We start from the raw sequence: 18,761 nt of genomic DNA on the forward strand, positions 1-18,761 counted from the left end.
TAATGTTTATTCTGTTGATGGCTGGTTGATACGCCAAGCCTATGTCTATAGTTGTTTCTGTATTAGGCCGATTTCGCTGCATGAGCGGTTTGCGGCATTGCGCTTAACTCGTGTAAATGGAAATAGCCGTGAAAACCGTGCAAATAAATTGCCGGACGGTGACCAAACAGTAAGCTTGCATTTGTTCGCGTGGTGTATAGGTCTGACTTGCCATTAATCTTCACTTCAGTGCCAATTGGATAAATGCGATTCCAATGTGTAACCTGTTGTTGAGGTGTCAGTGTTTTATCAGTGGCACTAACCGGTGTAACCGACTTGTGCTGAGTTACCAACGCGACGTTTGTTTGGATACTTTGTATGAGTTTGGTGAGTACTTTTTTAGGGCCCAGTTCTGTAAATGTCATCTCACCTTGTGTAAGCAAAAACTCAATACTTTGTGTCCACTTTACAGGTTGCGTGATTTGAGCAATAAGTAGCTTGGCAATGTCATGAGACGCCATAGGCTGAGCAGTGACATTGGCGATCACTGGGGTATGTAACGCCGAAAAATTAAATGCCTGAATATATCGTGCAAATTCTTGTTGCGCTGGCGCCATGTAACGTGAGTGAAAGGCACCACTGGTGTTTAGCTTGATAAAGCGACCACCAAGCTGTTCAATCATCGGCTGACATCGTTGTATGTCAGCAGTCGGTCCAGAAATGACGATTTGATCGGGGGCGTTAAGATTGGCAATATCAACGCTTGTTAACTGGTTTTCATGTAAGTTCGAGCGTAGCGTTACTTCTTCCACATTGAGCACTGCGGCCATGGCACCAGAAGCTGCTTGGCTCATCAGTTCGCCGCGTTTTTTGACCAGTTTTAAACCTGCTTCAAAACTAAAAGCGCCGCCAGCGAATAAAGCACAGTATTCACCTAAGCTATGACCTGCAAAAAAGTCAGCGGGAGTTGGGTTATCTTGTTGGTGCTGCAAATAAGCAAGCACACTGACGGTGTAGAGTGCAGGCTGTGTAAATTGAGTTTGGTTGAGTTGTTTGCATGAATCGTTTAGACACAAATCGCGAATGGAATAGCCAAGTACTTCATTTGCTTGTTCAACCATGTGTGGGAACTGTTTAAAAAGCTTTTTCCCCATACCCACGTAGTGTGAGCCCTGTCCCGGAAATATGTAAGTTTTCATATTGCCTCCGTTTTTTAAGCAGTGACGTGATTTAATGCCAAGAGTTGTTGCGTTTTGGCACTGAGCAGTGCTGCGGTGTCTTGCATGAGCTTTTCAGCAATTTGAGCAACATAACGATTCTGCCATGGCTCTAACTCGGTACCTTTAACCCATTGGTTAAATGCGCCCAAGGCTGGCCCGGTATGCACTTGAAAATTAACTCGGGAGTGTTCATTTCCAGCAAAAGCTTGTTTCATACTGTGCGAAAAGTACCAACGGAAAATGCGCGCCATTTTATATTTGCTGTCTTGCTCTGCGCGCGCGATATCTTGGGCTCGATTTGAAGCCAATAAGTATTGCTTTGTGTGTGCCCAAACATCATCAAACGATAAGTTAAAATACTTCTCTTGCAATTGTGTTTGCACTTTATCGGGTAAGGATTCTAGCGAGTCATATTGTTGATAAAGCTGGTATAACTTGTTGGCTCTCGCAGCGAAAAATACTCCTTTTTTGAGCACTTGAACTTTAGCACCAGACTCAAACATGTCTCCTGCAGGGGCGTAGTCAGTATCCTGAACATTGATTTCTTGTAGCATAGATTTAACTAAATCGGATGTACCAGCTTCAACCGTGCACTGGTTAATGGAACCGGTCAGGATAAAGTCTGCACCCATCATGAATGCAGCGGCTGCCGAAGCCGGCGTGCCAATTCCTCCCCCAAGGCCCACTCTTGGCTTATGGTCAAAACCATATTGCTGTTGTTTTTGGTCACGAAGGTTTTGAATTGATGGCAGTAAGACAGAGGGGAGTCCTCTGTCAGTATGGCCGCCTGAGTCAGCTTCAACGCAAATGTCATCACACATAAAGACGGACTGACTTAACTCAACTTGTTCAGGTGAGATTTTCCCAAGTGCGAATAGTTGTTGCACGATGTGCATGGGGGCGGGGCTTAAGAATTGGGCGGCGACTTCAGGCCGAGAGAGTTTGGCAATGATTTTATTTTTTGCTTTTACTGTACCATGCTGATCTTTATACAGGCCCTGTAAACGGTATAGTACCAGAGCAGGAGTCATACGAATAAAGGCAGCAGCTTCAATGCAGCGGATACCATATTTGAGATAGAGGTCAATTGTTGCAAGCTCTAAATCGGGGGCGTCTAAATTCGCAACGAGATTCATGCCATATGCTTGTTGCTCATTCAGCGAATTTTGAATTTGCAGAATATCTTGCTCAATATCTTTGATACTTCTGCCACCGGTACCTAAAAAGCCCATAAACCCTGCATGAGCCAAAGCAATTACTAATTCTTTTGACGCAATGCCGCGGTACATACCACCCGCCAAGTAGGCGTATTTAATGCAATAATCTTTGCAAAAGTCTGCGCTCCCCAAGCTGGTTGGAGAAATTAGTGGTACTTTTTCTTTGTAGTTTTTTTTACTACTTTCATCGCTTTTATTGTTATTTTTTTGTTCATAAACAGCTTTTGAAGACTTTATGTCTTTCACCTTTTTAGTATGCTGCATATTGGTTCCAAGCTAGATCACCGACTTTTGTCACATGGTGATACATAATTATGAAAGCAAAATGGAGGAATAAATTGAATTTTAGTAAGACAAGAGCATGAGTTTACTTTTTGGTCAAAGGCTTATTTGGCACTTTTTAAGGCGTTTTGGTATTTAAACTACTTTTAAAGGCTGAATGACATCCAAATTATTACTTTTCACGCAATTCATAAAATAAAATTATTCGGGATTTGACATAAATTTCGCTGTAAATTTTTCAGGAAAAAAATTTAAATACTTCTAGTACACGCTATTTGTGTGCCTAGCCAACTTTACTTTTTTACGATGATGAGTATTGCAGTAATTTCATAATTATTTTAAAACGCAGCCACGTGTAATACGATGAACAAATAAAGTGGTGACACTGAGCGAATCTCTCAATTTAGTAGAAATCACGAACTGTAAGTGCTAATTTCCCTCTCAGCAGTGATACAGCGCGTTAATTTTACTGTGCGCTTAACCATAAAATGGGACATTATCCAACGATATTTATGCGTAAATCTGATAAAAAACTAGAAAAAACCATTGTCAGCGCCTTAACCGAGGCTTGTGAAGAGGTGCTTAAGCTGTATGAAGGGTTTGAGTGGTTAACACACTTCGTGAACTTTCAAACATTCCCTGACAGCTTATCTATTGTTTGTGTTTTTAATTGCAACATGAGTTTGCAACAAGTTATTGAAATGGATAAGGGCGAGCGTATTAAAACTCTGATTGAACGCAAGCTTACCTTAGCCAACGTCAAAGCCAAAGGCATTAAAAAACGTATTGTTTTTGATACCGAAGAAGCGTGTCAAAATGAGCATAATGGAAATTGGAATAAAAGGTTTGAAGACATACAAAATGCGCGCTTTGTATAGTTAACCCGCCGTTCCCAAGTTTGGTCTGTTTTTACATTAAACTTTTGTTTTGAATTGGGTGGCACACAAAGTGTATACCTCAATCACGGTGGTACGACTTATAGTCAACATTGGACCGTTGATTCACCTATGCCCGAAGCGTTTATCTCACCTTAGTATTACGCTATGGCCGCTGTCCCTTTTTGCTTTACAAAACAAATTTATCTAAGCATTATCATAGCTTACTTTAGTGTATTCCGTTGCGCGCATGAAGCAAAGATGACTAATTTTAGACTTAGACTTAGACTTAGACTTAGACGAAACGTTGAGTTTCGCAACGGAAAAACAACTAAAAATAGAGCATGACTTTACGACAGGTCAATATTTTGTTTATGCACCGCCGCACTTGAAAACATTCTTAGATGATTTTTTTGAAGCATTTAGGGGTCCTCTTTGGCTATCATCTAATGAGTTGTATGCACAAAGTATTGTAATGTGTGGTTCAGTGGTTAAGTTAACACTGCGCGAACTTCTCAATGCTAAGGCCTTTAAAAAGATTATCCCTCCTCCTCCTAAGCCTCGGGTTAGTTCAAATTAAACGGGTAGAGCGCACGCCACTAAACTGGACTAAGGAAGCCAAGTAGCATGCCTTTTCTCCCTCTGCTAGGCAACAGTTTACGGGTCGATACGCGGTATATTGCCACGATATGAACTTAAATAAGCTGATATCGTTACTCCGCTTGATCTAAAGGCATATCAACGTAGGAATATGTGATCAATGAGCAGATTTCTGGCAGCAGCTTGCTGATAGGCATACAGTGAGAACAGCGGTGAAATTGACGACAACCTCAGTCTTGTTAATTTACTCAATCCGGAAATTACGTATAGGAATAAGTTATTTAGAGCATAAGTTGGTCTCAAGGTTATGACAGAGATAGCTTTAATGTTATAACATATTTATGTAGTCTAAACCGGTTTGTAATTTTGGAGGCATTTCGCGATGTTGCGAATTTTATTGTGTGCTAGCTTGGGGCTAGCTGTGGGGGCAGAAGCGTCTGCTAAAGAGGTCATGACCCCAGAAAAGCTGTGGCAGGTAAAGCGTGTTAGCGCGCTTGGTTTAAATAAAGAAAACACGCACGTGATCTATCGTGTTACCACACCAAGTGTTGAGATGAATAACTTTGATAGTCAAGTGTATCAAGTGCCGCTTAAAGGAGGCGCAGCACAGTTACTAGATGCATATCAGGGTTTGTTAGTAGACAGTAACATGTCTCCGGACGGCAGCAAAAAGTTATTCCATGAGTCAGTGAATATGGCTGCGATATTGGCCTCAGACAGACACAAAGATTTAGGCAGTGCGAATGCGTATGTTTTTGACGATTTGAACTACCGCCATTGGGATACATGGAAGGATGGCAGCGTTAAACATGTGTTTTATCAAGATCTAAAAACGGAAGAAAAAGTGGACATTATGAAAGGTAAACCTTTTGATAGTCCAACTTCTCCTTTTGGTGGTTCTGAAGATTACATTTGGGGCCCTAAAGGCAAAAATATTTACTATGTAAGTAAAAAGCTAACAGGTGTTGAGTATGTGACCAGCACCAACACCGATATCTACCGTTACAACCTTGCAAGCAAAAAGACCACTAATCTTACAGAAGGCAATCTAGGATACGATAAAAGCCCTGCGTTCTCATCAAAGGGAATGCTCGCGTGGTTGCAAATGGATGAGCCAGGATATGAAGCGGACAAAAACGATATTATCGTATTGGCCAACAAGGCGAAAATCAACCTGACTGAGCACTGGGATGGCACCGTATACAGCTTTAAGTGGAGCCACGATGGTAAGTACATTTACTTTATCGCGCCAACCGATGGGACAATTCAACTGTTTCAGGTCGCTGTGAATACGCGTTCGAAAATCCAGCCAAAGATTAGACAGCTGACAAAAGGTCAGTTTGACGTTAATGGCATTGTTGCAGCATTAGACGGGCAACTTGTGATAACACGCAACAGCATGAATGAAGCGAAAGAAATCTATTCACTGAGCCTGCGTAACAATAAAATGACGCCGTTGACGCGAGTAAATGAGACATTTTATGCAAACTTAGATCTGCCAAAAGTCGAAAAGCGCGTGGTAGAGACCAAAGATGGCAAGGATATGTTATCGTGGATAATTTACCCCCCAAACTTTGATAAGCGTAAGAAATACCCAACGTTATTATACCTACAAGGCGGCCCTCAATCGTCGCTGTCACAATTTTACTCGTACCGTTGGAACTTCCAAGTCATGGCCTCTCAGGGTTATATCGTCGTGGCACCAAACCGAAGGGGCATGCCCGGCCACGGTGTTAAGTGGAATGAAGATATCAGTAAAGACTGGGGTGGGAAGGCGATGCAAGACTACCTAGATGCCATTGATGATATCGCTAAAGAGTCGTACGTAGACAAGTCGCGCATTGGTGCTATCGGCGCGAGTTTTGGCGGATACTCAGCGTTTTACTTAGCGGGCAACCACGATGGTCGCTTCAAAACCTTTATTTCTCACTGTGGGATCTTTGATACACGCAGCATGTATGGCACGACAGAAGAGTTGTTTTTCGTGAACCACGATTTAGGTGGAGCCTATTGGGAAAAAGACAACGCGGCAGCGAGCAAAGCATACAACCAATTTAATCCGGTTAACTTCGTCGATAAGTGGGATTCACCCATGTTTGTTATCCATGGAGGCAAGGATTACCGAGTACCGCTTGGTCAGGGTATTCAAGCGTTCCAAGCGGCAAAATTACGCGGTTTAAAGAGTCGTTTTTTATACTTCCCTGAGGAAAACCATTGGGTACTGACGCCACAAAATGGCATCGTATGGCAAAGAGAATTCTTTAAGTGGTTGGATGAAACACTCTAAATTGTGTCTAATTCAATAGTCCGTAAAGCTAGGATGTGGCCCATTTAATGGGCCACTTTTTATGTTAAACGGGTTCTGCTAGCTCTAACGCATAGGCGCGATGGAGAATAGATAGCAATTGTGGCGAGAGCTGAAAACGTGTCGATCCAATTTCACACACTTCAACACCGGGTGTCAAAGAGTTCAGTAAGGCTGCGCCCTTAAAATCTGCTAAATTGTCAATGGAAATCGACTCATACCGCTGTGTAATATTCAGCTGACTTAACTGTCGCTGGATCATACTCATCATAGTGCCTTTTAGCATGCGCGCTTTTGGCCAGACAACGGAATTGCCGTCCCAAAAAGCCAGGTTCCAAATGGTGCCTTCACTTAAGTCACCGTTTTTATTTACGAAAACGGCATCGTCGAACCCCTGTTTTATGGCTTGGTGTAAATAATACGTTTTACCTATTTCTCCAACATGTTTGATTTCAGCTAAAGGTCTTTCATGAGAAATCGCCATCAATCGCAAAGGGCCAACAGGGCCGCATAATGGGTCAGTGGTTTTAACCAAAACATGTGGAGTGATATTCATGCTTTGTGCCGTAAATTCGCCGTTAGGTGAAAAAAGGGTAACTGAGAGACTGTGATCGGCTGGCCCACTTTCTATGGCCTGACGTATACACGAGCGAATGGTTGCATGTGGCAGCGCTTGATTGAAAAGTTTAATGGAAGCTTGATGTAGCCTCTCTAAGTGTAAATCGAGTCCTTTTGCCATTCTGTTCCTTACTTGCAGTGAGGTGAAGTGTGCAAATCCACCAAATACCAGTTTAGACATGTCATTGCTTGGTACCTGTGACCCATTTAAAAAAGTGTAATGTGAGGTCATTTCGACTTTCATTGTGCTGTTTCCTATTTGAAAAAGGTGAATCGTGCAGTTAGGATAAACCTTAACAGTAGTGTGAGGGTCAATAAGGAAAATGAAAATAAGTGAACTTTCTAAAGTCTCCGGCGTGAGTGTGAGAATGTTACGTTATTATGAAGAGCAAGGGTTACTAGCCCCCAACCGAACGGCGGCAGGGTATCGAGATTTTGGCGAGCGAGATGTGCAAACGTTAGAGCGTATTAAACTGCTGAATTCTGCTGGTATGAACTTAAGCACCGTGTTGCAATTTTTACCGTGTATACGAGGGGATGAACTCGTTTTAGAGCCCTGCGATGAGTTAATTTCGCTGTTACATACGCAAATTAAACTTGTTGATAGCAAAGCGAAAAAATTGGCTGAAAGTCGAAAAATTCTGAAACATTTCTTAGACGAAATTGAACATCGCTAACCTGTGCTCTCGATCCTGATGGAAGCAGGGTATTTAGCGCTGGATATCGTAAAACGGCAAATGCGTCTCGCGGCTTTCAACACGAACTTTATTTGAGTCGTTGTGGGAAGGTATACCAAATTTAGTGCCTACTACAAAGAACATTGAAAAGAGTTAAAGTGAGCGACAGGGGGATGTAATGTTTAAGATACCTAGGCCATTCTACGATTTAAATTATCGACGAGATATACTGGGCAAGTGAAGTTTGTAACCATGCTCTCTAAGACTAAAAAATGAGATGTTTTTAACCGGTATGAAACAGAGTGAATTTTAATAATTTGGGGTTTGTTGATATTGCTTTGGTGCTGATCATTGCATTATTTGTACTTTACCCTGTTAAACAAGAGGCTGGCATTGAGTATAAGCTGGGAAAAATTCTAGACCACACCTACTGGGGACGTCGCCACAGCTCGGCTATTAAGGTTGGGGTGACAGCGAATGGTATGGTGCATTTTATCGGTGTAAGAAAGCGCTTTTCAATTGAAGATAAACAAGGCATTGATAAGCAAATCAATGAGATGGTGTCTGAGTACCCAACCGACAGAGTGTGGATGTATGTGGCTGAAGATGTGCCTGTTACCTATACATTCCAAGTGAGCAACCTCTTTAAAAAGAATGGGGTTCACAAAGTTGCTTTTGCAGGGAATGAGTGAACGCTGACTTTTCCCGCCATTATCTTTAAAACAGCGATCACATTGGTATGAAGGCGGTGCTATTTCTAATTTTTTACGTTTCTGTTTATTAGTGTTATTTTGTCACTGTATTATTGAGAAAAACACTTTATTTGTACAGTAAGCTTGCAAATATAATAGAGTTAAAGCCTTGCCAAAAGGAGCCCAAATATCGTTATATTCATACATGAGAGGCGTTTTCTTGGTAAAAAAAGTGAATAAACTCGGATTATAACAATGCGAAGTCGTGGCGAACACGCATGGTGTGTTAGCAAAGAGTACAGCAAATTTCGGGTTTATTATGTATACAATCGGGAGGTATACCTATGGCATATTTAGATTATGTGCTGATGATTATCGGTGCGCAAAATTTATTGATGAGTGTTTTTATCGCTAAACGAAATGATCTTGAAATCATTCAAAAGGCAGTTCAGATTATCATAATCTGGCTTATCCCCATTTTTGGCGCGACAGGGCTTTGGCTATTTTACCGCAGCCAAGATCAAGAAAGCATCCATACGAGTAAAAGACCATTTGGAGGCGGTAGTGCTGGTAATTCAGGGATGGGCTCTGGCGATTAACTGTTTTGATAAAGCATAATTTAACAAACTAGGGTACGACGTATTTTGGCCCTTATTCTACAGTTACACTCCTTATTTCATTGACGGTACGCACTCAGGGGTAACTTAATACGAGGTGAGTAAGTGAAGAGTTAAATACAGTGCGTGAGTCAACATGAAGCATTAAAATGAGATCTCTACCACATCGTGATTCAGTTCAATCACTTGTTCAAGCAAAACTTTTTTGTCACGAACATCGGTTATTTTCCAAGCAAAAGGCTTGAGTGGCATTATCTGTGTCTGTATTTCACCTGTCAGAGAATAGGTTGATAAATGCTTCGACGTCGGGTCATAGCTGTAAAACAAGGCGTCGTGCAGCACGAGGCTTTTACCGTTTAATGTGGGTAGGTGCTGCGATGTCTTTGTTTCGGGCGATAACGTTTGTTTAAACACTTTTCCGGAGAAGTCGCTGATATAGAGGTGTTCATTGGCAAGCCAAATATTATGAACATTCTTGGCTGGGTATGACGTAAAATGCAACGTTTTCATGTTTACCCGCCATAATTGATTTGTTGTTTGTCGCGACTTTGCGGTAACAAATAAACCGGCTTGTCCATGCCAAGCGACTACCTGCTTTAAAGGTATCGGAGAGTGTATGACTTCGATGTTTCCATTAAGGTCGAGAATGCGAAGCACGCCATCAACGACAGCCGCGATTTTTTCCCCTGAAGGCGACCAGACTAGTCGATCAATGTTAGTTTGCGTTGTAAAGCGACTTATCCGTGTGGATTGCTTACCATCCCACAGCCAAACCTCATCATGACCGGTGCGGGCAGAAATAAATGCTACCAGCTCGCCGAGTGGCTGAAATCGAGGTGATTTCTCCTGTGCCTTAGTGCGAGCAATACTTTTATAAGGCTGTACACGTTGATTTATACCTAGTTGACGCGTTTGATGATGCTGCTCATTTATTATCAGTTTCGCGATGTCTGTATCTTTGTACCCACGGATGGCGACAAGTTTTGGTTGTGTTGGGTGTTTATATGCACTGAGAATATCTCTCGAGGTTAAATTGTAGGGTGTCAGTGCTCCATTTAGGGTTAAGTGATACAGTCGTCCTTGATTAACAGCGACTAGACTGCTGTTATCGCTTGATAGGTTAATATGAAATGGTGCAGCAAACTGGCTTTTGCCTTGTAGATGTATGGTGTTTTGCTGCATTACTTCACCTCGTATATTTAACACGGTGAGCACGTGTTCTAACTGATCATTGCGGCTCAGTACAATGTACTTTGAGTGTTTATGATCAAAGTCATAGCTATAGATCGTTAACTCAGCGGACATAAAAAGCTCATTTACTTGATGTGTCGTAGCACTGTAACTAACTAGGCTGCGTTCACCATGGTTGGTGTGTAAGAACGCGTAATGATGATTTGGCAATGCGATAGGGCGCTCAATCGCGCTCGCCTGGCACTGATAGCGTACGCTCGGCGACTGAGGTTTTTGTAACGACTCAGCCAAATCAAGCATATTTATTTGCCAACAATTTGCGGTTTGCGGCTCGTATGAAGGCACTGTGGGTTGGTCACAATGATGTTGCTGAGCAAAAATCAAATTTCGTCCATCGGGCGTGAAGCGCGTATCCTGGTAAAAACCAGCGAATGCAGTTAAACGTGTTTCGGTACCTGATGCCAAGTGTTTTGCCCAGATATGACTTTGGCATGCGCGGACATGACGATTAAATACAATATATTGACCGTCGGGGCTATAGGTTGCATCCCTTTCGTTTGCATCTGTTTGTGTGATTGGTTTAATGGAAGACACCGAACGCTGTTTTGGTGAACTGTGTAACCATACAACGCTCAGAATCAGTGCGAGCCCAAGCACTAGCAGATATATTCCTTTTTTATGTCGTGATGTAATTGTGGGGGCCGAATTAGGCTGCTCTTCACTCGTTTGCTGCCATTTTACGTCAGCGATAAGCCGATAACCGATTTTAGGGTGGGTCGCGATAATGTGTGGAGACTTGGCGTCATCTCCCAATACTTTGCGCAATCGTGCGATACATCGTTGCAACGCGTTTGGCACGACTTCAGTGCCGCTCCAAACGTGCGCCATAATTTGCTGGTGGCTGACAACCTGTTGCGGGTGTTGTGCAAGCAGTAGTAATACCTGCAAAATTTTTGGTTCAACTTTTACGCTACGTGCATTGCAAATCACTTCAGAGCGAGACAAATCGATAAGAAATTCGTTGATATAAAATCGCGAAGGTGAAGACATAACAGCAATATAACAGCACAAAGTAAATTGAGTATATGGATATTAGTATCTGATGTCGAGTTTCAAAAGCTATTGTAACTTACTGTTTAATATAGATATCAGCTATTCATCATGATTTCATCAGCGGGCCATTGTTGTTGTTGTCTACCAGTCAAGCACAGTACTCACTCTAAATTCGTACTAGTTAGGGAGCCACACGGTGAGTACACATCCTCGAACCTCTATCGTTAAAACTATAAAAATAACCCCCCTCTTTTTGAGTGTGCTGTTGGCAGTCAATTGCACGAAATCCGCAGCTACAGAAAGCGTTGATATGACGATAGACTTCGCATTTTCTGCGTATGGCGCTGACGCGTTGCGTGATACCCAGCAGCTTAAAATTGAAGAACAACTTTTTCATTATTCTCAAGGTCAAAGTGGCTTTGCTGCTGAGGGGGCACATGGTATTCAATTGCATAAACTTTACCAGCAATTGCACATAGACTTTCAAGCAAAAACCAAAACTTTTAAACGTAGCGATCAAAGCTTGATAGGAAATTATGGTCTACACAATATGACGACGATTGATAGGCGCATAGGTGGCGGTGTGGGAACTATGGTTGATCATTGTTTAAAAACGTATCAGCACACTGCCAGCATTAATTGGCGCTCTGTTGCCTTAGGTATGGAAAACGCGGTAGACACGCTGTTGGTGAAGAGGTTAGCGGCGAACAAAGCAAATATAACGAGTCGGGGGACTATGTTCATTCAAGGCCGGGAGCATCAAGTGCTTACACTGGTGGGCAAAGATACCAAAAAAAATTTCTATTTTGATAAACAAAGTGGGTATTTATCCCGAATGATAAATACATTTGATAATCAATCTATACGCTACGATTTTTTGGCGCATACGCGCAACAAGGCGGGGATTGCTTGGGCACAACAAGTTTTAATCAGTGCAAATGAAAAACCTGATCGTCATGTCACATCTCGAACTATCTCAACTGGGCGAGAACAAACAAGCTTTGTATTGAACCCAAAAGGGTATACGCAAAAAAGCACGGCGACATTTTTGGCCTTCTCACAACCGAGTGTCAATCAAGTCGCTGAAGGCGTATATTTAGTCGGCCAAGGGTGGGGGTTTACACTGTTTTTTGATATTGGAAGTGCTTATGTTTCGATGGGCGCTTGGCAAATGCCTAACGACCATTTTACATGGCAAAAACGACTGGACAAACTGCACCAAGTAACGGGAAACACAAAGCCAGTATCTCACTTTATCGTTACACACCATCATGATGATCACCTAATGGGATTGCAAGAAGTGGTTGATCATGGCGCGCGTCTAGTCTTGTTGCCTGCTCATTTGGCTGCCGTTCAAGACAGCGTATCTGGGGCGCTGACCTCTGAGCAGTATATATTTGTCAAGGAACAAGTGCTGCCTAAACTTGGCCATCTTCAGCTAATAGATATACCAAGCAGCCACTCAGAGCACAATCTTGTCGTATATTTGCCTAATCAAGAGGTTCTTTTTGCTGAGGATATGTTCGGGAGTAGTTTGAAACACGGGTTTCATTCTCCTAACAGTTGGCCGAGCCGAGATGTGTATTATCGTAGTAATGTATTGCATAAAAGAACCTTAGATCTTGAGCTAGACATTTCTCAGTATGTGTCTTCGCACCATGGTCGTGTACTGTCTAAGGCGGAGTTTCAGCAATTACTTACGCTGGCTTGTCCAAATAATCACACCCTTCAGCGCCGATTATTCGGGCAAAGTGCCATCGTGCAGCCCCAGTAATGCTAGGTATGTACATAGAGCGCACGATTTAGCGCGTTCTATGTACATTTTTGCCGAATTGCGGTAATTATTGTGAGCGCTTTTTTAACAGCAAATCATGGAAGTTATAAGAGAAATCTGTGCTGCGATTCACTGCCTTCATTTTAATCGTTTTTACTTTTCCTTCGAAATCCATTTCAAAGTTGACGTAAGCATCTGCGTTCAGCGTTCTATCATTCCATTTCGCAATAAAGCGATTACCATGAAGGTGAAGCAGTGTGCCCTCTAATGCATCGCTACGTGAAAACTTAATATGGAGCTGATCGGCTTGTTTTTTTATCGAAACCTCACCATACCATGTGTCATGGTAGGAACCTGCATAGTCCTCAAGCGCTAATGTTGGCGTCGTAATTTGAGTTGTTGTTGGTTCAGTGGCTGGCTTTTGAGATTTTTGCCTAGCTTTATATCGGTTTTTACCATCAATATAGAGGTCAATATAGTCAGTTGGTTTTTCAGTAATATAGCTTTCTAAAATGGTTGCTGTTAATCCTTGCGCGGCTCTAGACCATTGATTTGTTAGTGCAATGACGGCAACGTCTAGTTCAGGTAAAAAGGCCATATGTGATGCCATTCCCTGAACCGCTCCCCCATGGGAGACATGCATGTGTCCGTGAAAGTCCATTAACCGCCAGCCTAGTCCATAAGCTTGAAAATGTGTCTGAGAATATGTCTTAGCCATATAAGAAACGGGTTGTAGCGTCACAGGTTGCCACATTTCGTGCTGTCGTTGTGGGCTAATTAGGGCCTCGCCATTTGACAGTTGACCTTTAGATAGATGCAGCTTGGCCCACTTGGCCATCCCCTCAATGTGGCAATTGATGAGATCGCCCTCTTTAAAGAAGGTGGTTTGCAATTTCTCGTCGACGACCATATGTGGCGTTGCGCGCTCTGATGTTGTGGTAATACGCGCTGAGTGCGCAACACACCCCGTCATATTCAGTGGTATTAGAATTTCTTTTTCGACGAATCGATCCCAGGGCATCCCAGTGACTGCACGGATGACCTCTTCAGCCACACCGTACATCAAGTTGTTATATGCATAGCGAGAACGAAATGAGCTTTGTGGTTTTAGGTGTCTGAGCGCAGCTATGATTTCGTCGGGTGATGATTTGGCATCAGGCCACTGCAGTAAATCGCCGGCACCGAGTGGTAAACCGGAACGATGTGTGAGTAAATCTCGAATTGTAAATTCACGTGTTACCCAAGGGTCATACATTTGAAACTGAGGGAGGTAGTCAATTACCTTATCATCCCACGCAATTTTTTTGTCATCGACTAATATTGCCAGTGCTGCTGTTAGAAAAGATTTGCTGATTGAACCAATTTGAAAAAGGGTATCTGACTTCACTGGCTTGTTATCTGCAATGGATTGTATGCCATACCCCTTAGCGTGAATAACGTGATCACCTTTTATCACCGCTAATGCGATACCCGGCACATTCAGTTCATTTTGTGCTCTTTTAACCAGTGCGTCTATTTGTTGCTCTCCAAGCTCAGCGCTATAGCTTGAAGATGCCGTGAGTGCGTGTAAAAAAAATGCCCCAGTTAAAAATAATTTTTTGGTATAGTTCATGTCAGTTAACCTTTGTAAATGTTTGTACAACGGTAAAGCACACTAACAATTTTTCATTATTTCTCGAGCACTTATATGCAAGCGGCGGTATATTTTCTGCAAGTGGTATTAAATATTCAGCGAACAATTGGCAAAGCCGGGTGGGTTACGCGTCATCGTTGTAACAGGCAGATCATGCTTTTTCTGTTATTTGTTGTGGGGTTTTTGAGCCCATTTAGCAGCGCGACTGAAAGCTTTAATAAGCATATTATTCAATCAGTTAACGTGTGCGAAGCCGCTGAGGCCGTTAGTGCATTCAGGGAAAGCGAGTTTTTTTCAACGCAGGAGTGCCAAATAAAATCGCTCGCGCGCATAGATTCAAATGACAAGATGATTTGGGTGGCCACTTCCTTTTCTTTAGGCGATGTGAAGGCACCCCATACCCGTCCACTGGGCTTGTATTTCTCCGCAAAAGCAGCCGCAGAATTTTACTTGAATGGTTACTTGATTGGACGTAATGGGCACCCATCTGGTGATGCAGAAAAGGAAACTCCTGGCGTTATGGATACCGTTTTGTATCTACCAAGCGAAATACTAAAGGCAGAGCACAACCAATTGTCGATCAAGTTATCCTCACACCACAATATCATGCGCTTTGAACCGGTGGTTCAGCGGCTCATTATTGCAGATTACATGTCGCCTCAAAATATGGTTTTGCGCCACTATTTACCTACGTTTATTCCGTTCGGTATTTTGTTTATCGGCTTTCTTTATTCGCTTTATTTGACGATATCGCGTGTCAGCATGGATCTACAGCTTTTACTGTCTACTTTTTCGTTTGCTGTTTTGGTCCAATTGATATTGGAAGTTTCGCGGGGGGTGTTCGCATATACCTACCCATTTCATGACATAAGGATGTTAGGTATTTTATTAATGAGTGCGTGTAGTGGTGGGTGTCTATTGCTTTATATGGCGCGTAAATTTTCTATCAACTGGAAAATTACCTTCATTTGCATATCTTTGGGGTTAACGGTAGCGGGTATGTCTGCCGCAAGCGCATTGGAAGACAAAACCATCTTGGCTTTTATGGTGCCAACAGGCATCAGTGTTTGCCTAGGCATTTATGCGGCGATTCGTCACAACACAGGGGCAACGGCTCACAGTGCAGCCCTATTGATATTTTTACTGGCTATCATTTTAAAACCAAACGAGTTTCTTGATATTTACTTTTATTATTTCATCGCTGCGCTTTTTGTTTTTTTCTTGATACTTCAGACTTATGCATACAAAACGGAACAACGACAGCGGATCGTTGAGCAAACTCGTGCACAGCGTTTGCAATTGGCGCTAGATGACTTTCAACAAAACCAAGCGCCTGCGAAGATAAAGTTAAACCAAGCGGGCAAAATTGAATGGGTAAACTCAGAGCAAATTTGTTATTGTAAAGGCGCAAGAGATTATGTTGAAATCGTCTTTTCTGAGCGTCCTAATGTGCTATATAACGAACGTTTAAGTGCCTTAGAGAACGAATTACCTTCTACTTTTTTGCGCGTACATCGTTCATATTTAGTCAACAAGCGATATATTCAATCACTTGAAAGTGCACAATCAGGAGGGGGAGTTCTTATTCTTACCACTGGTGAGCAGGTACCCGTGAGCAGAAGGATTATGCCGTCCGTACGTAAAGTGCTCAGTTAGCATCGAGTATGGTGTCCGGAAGCCATATACATGAATTGAGTGAGAAGCATCCCTGAAAAGGTGAGCATAAGATAGAATAAGGAAGCGTAAATGCTTGAGACCAAAAAGCCGGTTAATAATCATAAGGCATATCATGCCCATGTGTACTTTGATATGTCTTCAAGTGCCGTGGCGAAAAAGCTATGCGAAGAAATTGCACATAGTTTTGATTTAAAAGTCGGACGCTTTCATGAAAGGCTGGTGGGACCTCACCCATGTTGGAGTTGCCAAATCTCATTTTTTGCAAAAGACTTTGAGCAGTTTGTACCTTGGTTAGATGTAAAGCGCCAGAATTTAACCGTATTTGTGCATGCGCTGACAGGTAATGATTACCTAGACCATACCGAGTTTGCATATTGGCTTGGGGAGCCTGTTGAGCTCGATTTAAGTCTCTTTTCATAGAGATTAGCCAATCTAGTAGCAAGAAAATTGAAGCATTGTACACAGTTCTATTGTTCTTTAAGTGGCTTCTGTGGTGCTTAATCAAGCGCATTTGTAAAAGCGTGGCCATTACGTCGATTGACCAATCAATTTTAAATTTAGGCCCTGCATTCAGCGGCGCTAGTATACAAACTGGATTCTATTTCATTCTGCATGCTACGTTCAGTTAGACCCATTCCTCACACATACCAACGGTAACCCTTCAGGTAAAAATGGAAACCAAAGCATTGCCGCCTAGCAAACACAGGTTATTTTTTGGGTGATCGTCCGTGGAACTCATTTTAGCAGCCGCGTGTCGTTACTTTAGGTATGTTTATGCTAAAACACGTTTATATCTTAAATATCATAATGATGTAGGTCACTCAATTTTTACCATGCAGTTATTTTCAATCCTGGTCGCGATATTTGCCACTTTTGGAAAGATTGCTGTTGAGCGCGATAGAGTAAAGCGTGCGTTAGAACGCTGTTGAGCATGATTTAGAAATCTTGGCGCAACTAGGAGTTTAAATTTGTATGTGGCGCATAAAAATTAAACGGTGGAGACTGAACAAAGTGTGGCGGACACAGTCTATATTGCATTAAGTTTGCTAGTCACGTTACTGTGTTGTTCGGCCTTTGCGGGCTATGAGCGATTGACCTATCGTCACTATCCCATCACACATACATTTTGCCCCAATGCCCTACCAGACAGTAAGCAGGTTTGGGTTGCTTTGCCTCAGGGGGCTCAGTTTCTGATGTTAGGTCATAATTTGAGTATATAATTGAAAGTTATAGTTATAGCCGAGTTGAACGGCGTATAATATGCAAATATTGACGACTTAAGTTGGTTTTAAGGAGAAAAAATGAAATTAGCAGTCGCGCAAAGTAGTTCGGTGCGAGGAGATGTTGCACACAATATCGAAAACCATCTCAGATATATTAGAGAAGCGAGTAAGCTCGGTGTGCAATATTTGGTTTTTCCCGAGCTATCTTTGTCTGGCTACGAGCCTGATATAGCGAAAGGGATCGCATTTGAATTGAATGATCCGCGTTTGCAGCCACTGGTTGATGCTGCCAAAAAATATCAGATCACAATCGGTGTGGGTGCGCCTATACAAGCACAAGGGTTACCAAAAATAGGCTTATTTGTTTTTCACCAATGCGGCCTTGTTGAGGTGTATGAAAAAATGCACCTACATGCTGGTGAAGAAAGTTACTTTAGCCACGGCGATACTTATCACTTAGTGGAAATTGACAAACAAAAAGTTGCCAATGCGATCTGTGCTGACACAGTCTATCCCGTGCATGCAAGAGCGTGTGCAAAATTAGGGGCAACAGTCTACATTGCGGGGGTTTTGGTAACACCCAGCGGGTATGAGCGAGATGCAGAGCTTTGGTTTAGTTATGCATCTGACTTTCAAATGCTCGTTGCGATTGCCAACTACAGTCAACCCAGCGGTGGGTTAGAAACGGCGGGTAAAAGTGCCATTTGGTTTAAAAATCAATTATTGGCTCAAGCTGATGAGCATGAGGAAGCTCTGGTCATCGCACAGAATACTGATGGCGCTTGGCTCGCGCAGGTGCACAAAATTTAACGTCCTGCTATGGTGCTTTTTCTGTACTAGCGGAGTATTCAATAAAAGTGATGTTTGGCCCAGAGTCAAAAAATAAGCGACGAGACGACTTTGTTTTCGTACAATGGCAAAAATCTATTAAGAAGCTTTTTATGAAACACATATCAATACTCATTGCATTGCTCACGTTAGCTGCATGTACTACTAGTCCAATACAACAAGCGCCAATTGACGCTGCGAAAAAATCAGAATCCTCTTCTTCGGTTGAAGAATCAGTAAAACCGGAAAAACCTGTTGCAGAGCCAAAAATTACAGTGACAGGAACAAAGCTAAGCAAAG

General features: G+C 42.5%; 17 protein-coding genes. 12 read left to right on the plus strand and 5 right to left on the minus strand.

Annotated features, from left to right (window positions below):
- Nucleotides 1-62: 62 nt before the first annotated feature.
- Both fabD and L1286_RS21890 read right to left on the minus strand, forming a co-directional pair.
- Nucleotides 63-1,178: an ACP S-malonyltransferase gene (fabD, locus tag L1286_RS21885; protein ID WP_235409173.1), complete on the minus strand. Its 1,116-nt coding sequence runs from the start codon at nucleotides 1,176-1,178 to the stop codon at nucleotides 63-65.
- A gap of 14 nt (nucleotides 1,179-1,192) precedes the next feature.
- Nucleotides 1,193-2,680 carry a PfaD family polyunsaturated fatty acid/polyketide biosynthesis protein gene (locus L1286_RS21890; RefSeq protein WP_235409174.1) on the minus strand — a complete coding sequence of 496 codons (1,488 nt, stop codon included), beginning with the start codon at nucleotides 2,678-2,680 and terminating at the stop codon, nucleotides 1,193-1,195.
- A 530-nt stretch (nucleotides 2,681-3,210) separates the two neighbouring features.
- Between L1286_RS21890 and L1286_RS21895 the strand changes: the two genes are divergently transcribed.
- The 3 genes from L1286_RS21895 to L1286_RS21900 all read left to right on the plus strand — a co-directional run bounded on the left by L1286_RS21895 (nucleotide 3,211) and on the right by L1286_RS21900 (nucleotide 6,460).
- Entirely contained in the window at nucleotides 3,211-3,576 is a 366-nt protein-coding gene (locus L1286_RS21895) for a Fis family transcriptional regulator (protein ID WP_235409175.1), read from the plus strand.
- Nucleotides 3,577-3,841: 265 nt separating this feature from the next.
- A complete protein-coding gene (locus L1286_RS24330) occupies nucleotides 3,842-4,153 on the plus strand; it encodes an NIF family HAD-type phosphatase (protein ID WP_442961765.1) in 312 nt (103 codons plus the stop codon).
- Between the two features lie 402 nt (nucleotides 4,154-4,555).
- A complete protein-coding gene (locus L1286_RS21900) occupies nucleotides 4,556-6,460 on the plus strand; it encodes a S9 family peptidase (protein ID WP_235409176.1) in 1,905 nt (634 codons plus the stop codon).
- A gap of 64 nt (nucleotides 6,461-6,524) precedes the next feature.
- Here L1286_RS21900 and L1286_RS21905 read toward each other — a convergent pair whose 3' ends face one another.
- Nucleotides 6,525-7,340 carry an aminotransferase class IV family protein gene (locus L1286_RS21905; protein WP_235409177.1) on the minus strand — a complete coding sequence of 272 codons (816 nt, stop codon included), beginning with the start codon at nucleotides 7,338-7,340 and terminating at the stop codon, nucleotides 6,525-6,527.
- A gap of 79 nt (nucleotides 7,341-7,419) precedes the next feature.
- On the opposite strand from L1286_RS21905, the gene L1286_RS21910 reads away from it, so the two are divergent.
- The 3 genes from L1286_RS21910 (at nucleotide 7,420) to L1286_RS21920 (ending at nucleotide 9,064) form a co-directional block, all read left to right on the plus strand.
- A complete protein-coding gene (locus L1286_RS21910) occupies nucleotides 7,420-7,773 on the plus strand; it encodes a MerR family transcriptional regulator (protein ID WP_235409178.1) in 354 nt (117 codons plus the stop codon).
- A 302-nt stretch (nucleotides 7,774-8,075) separates the two neighbouring features.
- The gene (locus L1286_RS21915) at nucleotides 8,076-8,465 is read left to right on the plus strand and encodes a biopolymer transporter ExbD (protein ID WP_235409179.1); all 390 of its coding nucleotides are present in this window, start codon (nucleotides 8,076-8,078) and stop codon (nucleotides 8,463-8,465) included.
- 344 nt (nucleotides 8,466-8,809) lie between these two features.
- Entirely contained in the window at nucleotides 8,810-9,064 is a 255-nt protein-coding gene (locus L1286_RS21920; protein WP_235409180.1) for a hypothetical protein, read from the plus strand.
- 162 nt (nucleotides 9,065-9,226) lie between these two features.
- On the opposite strand, the gene L1286_RS21925 is transcribed toward L1286_RS21920, so the two are convergent.
- Nucleotides 9,227-11,323 (minus strand): winged helix-turn-helix domain-containing protein, encoded by a 2,097-nt coding sequence (locus L1286_RS21925; protein ID WP_235409181.1) that lies wholly within the window; start codon nucleotides 11,321-11,323, stop codon nucleotides 9,227-9,229.
- Between the two features lie 313 nt (nucleotides 11,324-11,636).
- Here L1286_RS21925 and L1286_RS21930 point away from each other — a divergent pair, with 313 nt between their 5' ends.
- On the plus strand, nucleotides 11,637-13,100 hold the full coding sequence (locus L1286_RS21930) for a hypothetical protein (RefSeq protein WP_235409182.1): 1,464 nt from the start codon (nucleotides 11,637-11,639) through the stop codon (nucleotides 13,098-13,100).
- 67 nt (nucleotides 13,101-13,167) lie between these two features.
- On the opposite strand, the gene L1286_RS21935 is transcribed toward L1286_RS21930, so the two are convergent.
- Nucleotides 13,168-14,712 carry a serine hydrolase gene (locus L1286_RS21935; RefSeq protein ID WP_235409183.1) on the minus strand — a complete coding sequence of 515 codons (1,545 nt, stop codon included), beginning with the start codon at nucleotides 14,710-14,712 and terminating at the stop codon, nucleotides 13,168-13,170.
- Between the two features lie 174 nt (nucleotides 14,713-14,886).
- Here L1286_RS21935 and L1286_RS21940 point away from each other — a divergent pair, with 174 nt between their 5' ends.
- From L1286_RS21940 to L1286_RS21960, 5 genes are all read left to right on the plus strand, one after another.
- Nucleotides 14,887-16,389 (plus strand): LytR/AlgR family response regulator transcription factor, encoded by a 1,503-nt coding sequence (locus L1286_RS21940; protein WP_235409184.1) that lies wholly within the window; start codon nucleotides 14,887-14,889, stop codon nucleotides 16,387-16,389.
- A gap of 90 nt (nucleotides 16,390-16,479) precedes the next feature.
- Entirely contained in the window at nucleotides 16,480-16,830 is a 351-nt protein-coding gene (locus tag L1286_RS21945) for a DOPA 4,5-dioxygenase family protein (RefSeq protein WP_235409185.1), read from the plus strand.
- A gap of 593 nt (nucleotides 16,831-17,423) precedes the next feature.
- Nucleotides 17,424-17,630: a hypothetical protein gene (locus L1286_RS21950; protein WP_235409186.1), complete on the plus strand. Its 207-nt coding sequence runs from the start codon at nucleotides 17,424-17,426 to the stop codon at nucleotides 17,628-17,630.
- Between the two features lie 81 nt (nucleotides 17,631-17,711).
- Nucleotides 17,712-18,443 carry a carbon-nitrogen hydrolase family protein gene (locus L1286_RS21955; protein ID WP_235409187.1) on the plus strand — a complete coding sequence of 244 codons (732 nt, stop codon included), beginning with the start codon at nucleotides 17,712-17,714 and terminating at the stop codon, nucleotides 18,441-18,443.
- A 131-nt stretch (nucleotides 18,444-18,574) separates the two neighbouring features.
- The coding region (locus L1286_RS21960; RefSeq protein ID WP_235409188.1) for a hypothetical protein at nucleotides 18,575-18,761 on the plus strand (187 nt) is incomplete at its 3' end.

Source organism: Pseudoalteromonas sp. SMS1 (assembly GCF_021530565.1).
Taxonomy (GTDB): Bacteria; Pseudomonadota; Gammaproteobacteria; order Enterobacterales; family Alteromonadaceae; genus Pseudoalteromonas.

Excerpts from the sequence above, each read along its gene's own strand:
- L1286_RS21900 (WP_235409176.1), top strand. The coding sequence starts at position 4,556 with ATGTTGCGAATTTTATTGTGTGCTAGCTTGGGGCTAGCTGTGGGGGCA.
- L1286_RS21955 (WP_235409187.1), top strand. The coding sequence starts at position 17,712 with ATGAAATTAGCAGTCGCGCAAAGTAGTTCGGTGCGAGGAGATGTTGCA.
- L1286_RS21910 (WP_235409178.1), top strand. The coding sequence starts at position 7,420 with ATGAAAATAAGTGAACTTTCTAAAGTCTCCGGCGTGAGTGTGAGAATG.
- fabD (WP_235409173.1), bottom strand. The coding sequence starts at position 1,178 with ATGAAAACTTACATATTTCCGGGACAGGGCTCACACTACGTGGGTATG.
- L1286_RS21905 (WP_235409177.1), bottom strand. The coding sequence starts at position 7,340 with ATGAAAGTCGAAATGACCTCACATTACACTTTTTTAAATGGGTCACAG.
- L1286_RS21890 (WP_235409174.1), bottom strand. The coding sequence starts at position 2,680 with ATGCAGCATACTAAAAAGGTGAAAGACATAAAGTCTTCAAAAGCTGTT.
- L1286_RS21945 (WP_235409185.1), top strand. The coding sequence starts at position 16,480 with ATGCTTGAGACCAAAAAGCCGGTTAATAATCATAAGGCATATCATGCC.
- L1286_RS21895 (WP_235409175.1), top strand. The coding sequence starts at position 3,211 with ATGCGTAAATCTGATAAAAAACTAGAAAAAACCATTGTCAGCGCCTTA.
- L1286_RS21940 (WP_235409184.1), top strand. The coding sequence starts at position 14,887 with ATGCTTTTTCTGTTATTTGTTGTGGGGTTTTTGAGCCCATTTAGCAGC.
- L1286_RS21920 (WP_235409180.1), top strand. The coding sequence starts at position 8,810 with ATGGCATATTTAGATTATGTGCTGATGATTATCGGTGCGCAAAATTTA.
- L1286_RS21935 (WP_235409183.1), bottom strand. The coding sequence starts at position 14,712 with ATGAACTATACCAAAAAATTATTTTTAACTGGGGCATTTTTTTTACAC.
- L1286_RS21930 (WP_235409182.1), top strand. The coding sequence starts at position 11,637 with ATGACGATAGACTTCGCATTTTCTGCGTATGGCGCTGACGCGTTGCGT.
- L1286_RS21925 (WP_235409181.1), bottom strand. The coding sequence starts at position 11,323 with ATGTCTTCACCTTCGCGATTTTATATCAACGAATTTCTTATCGATTTG.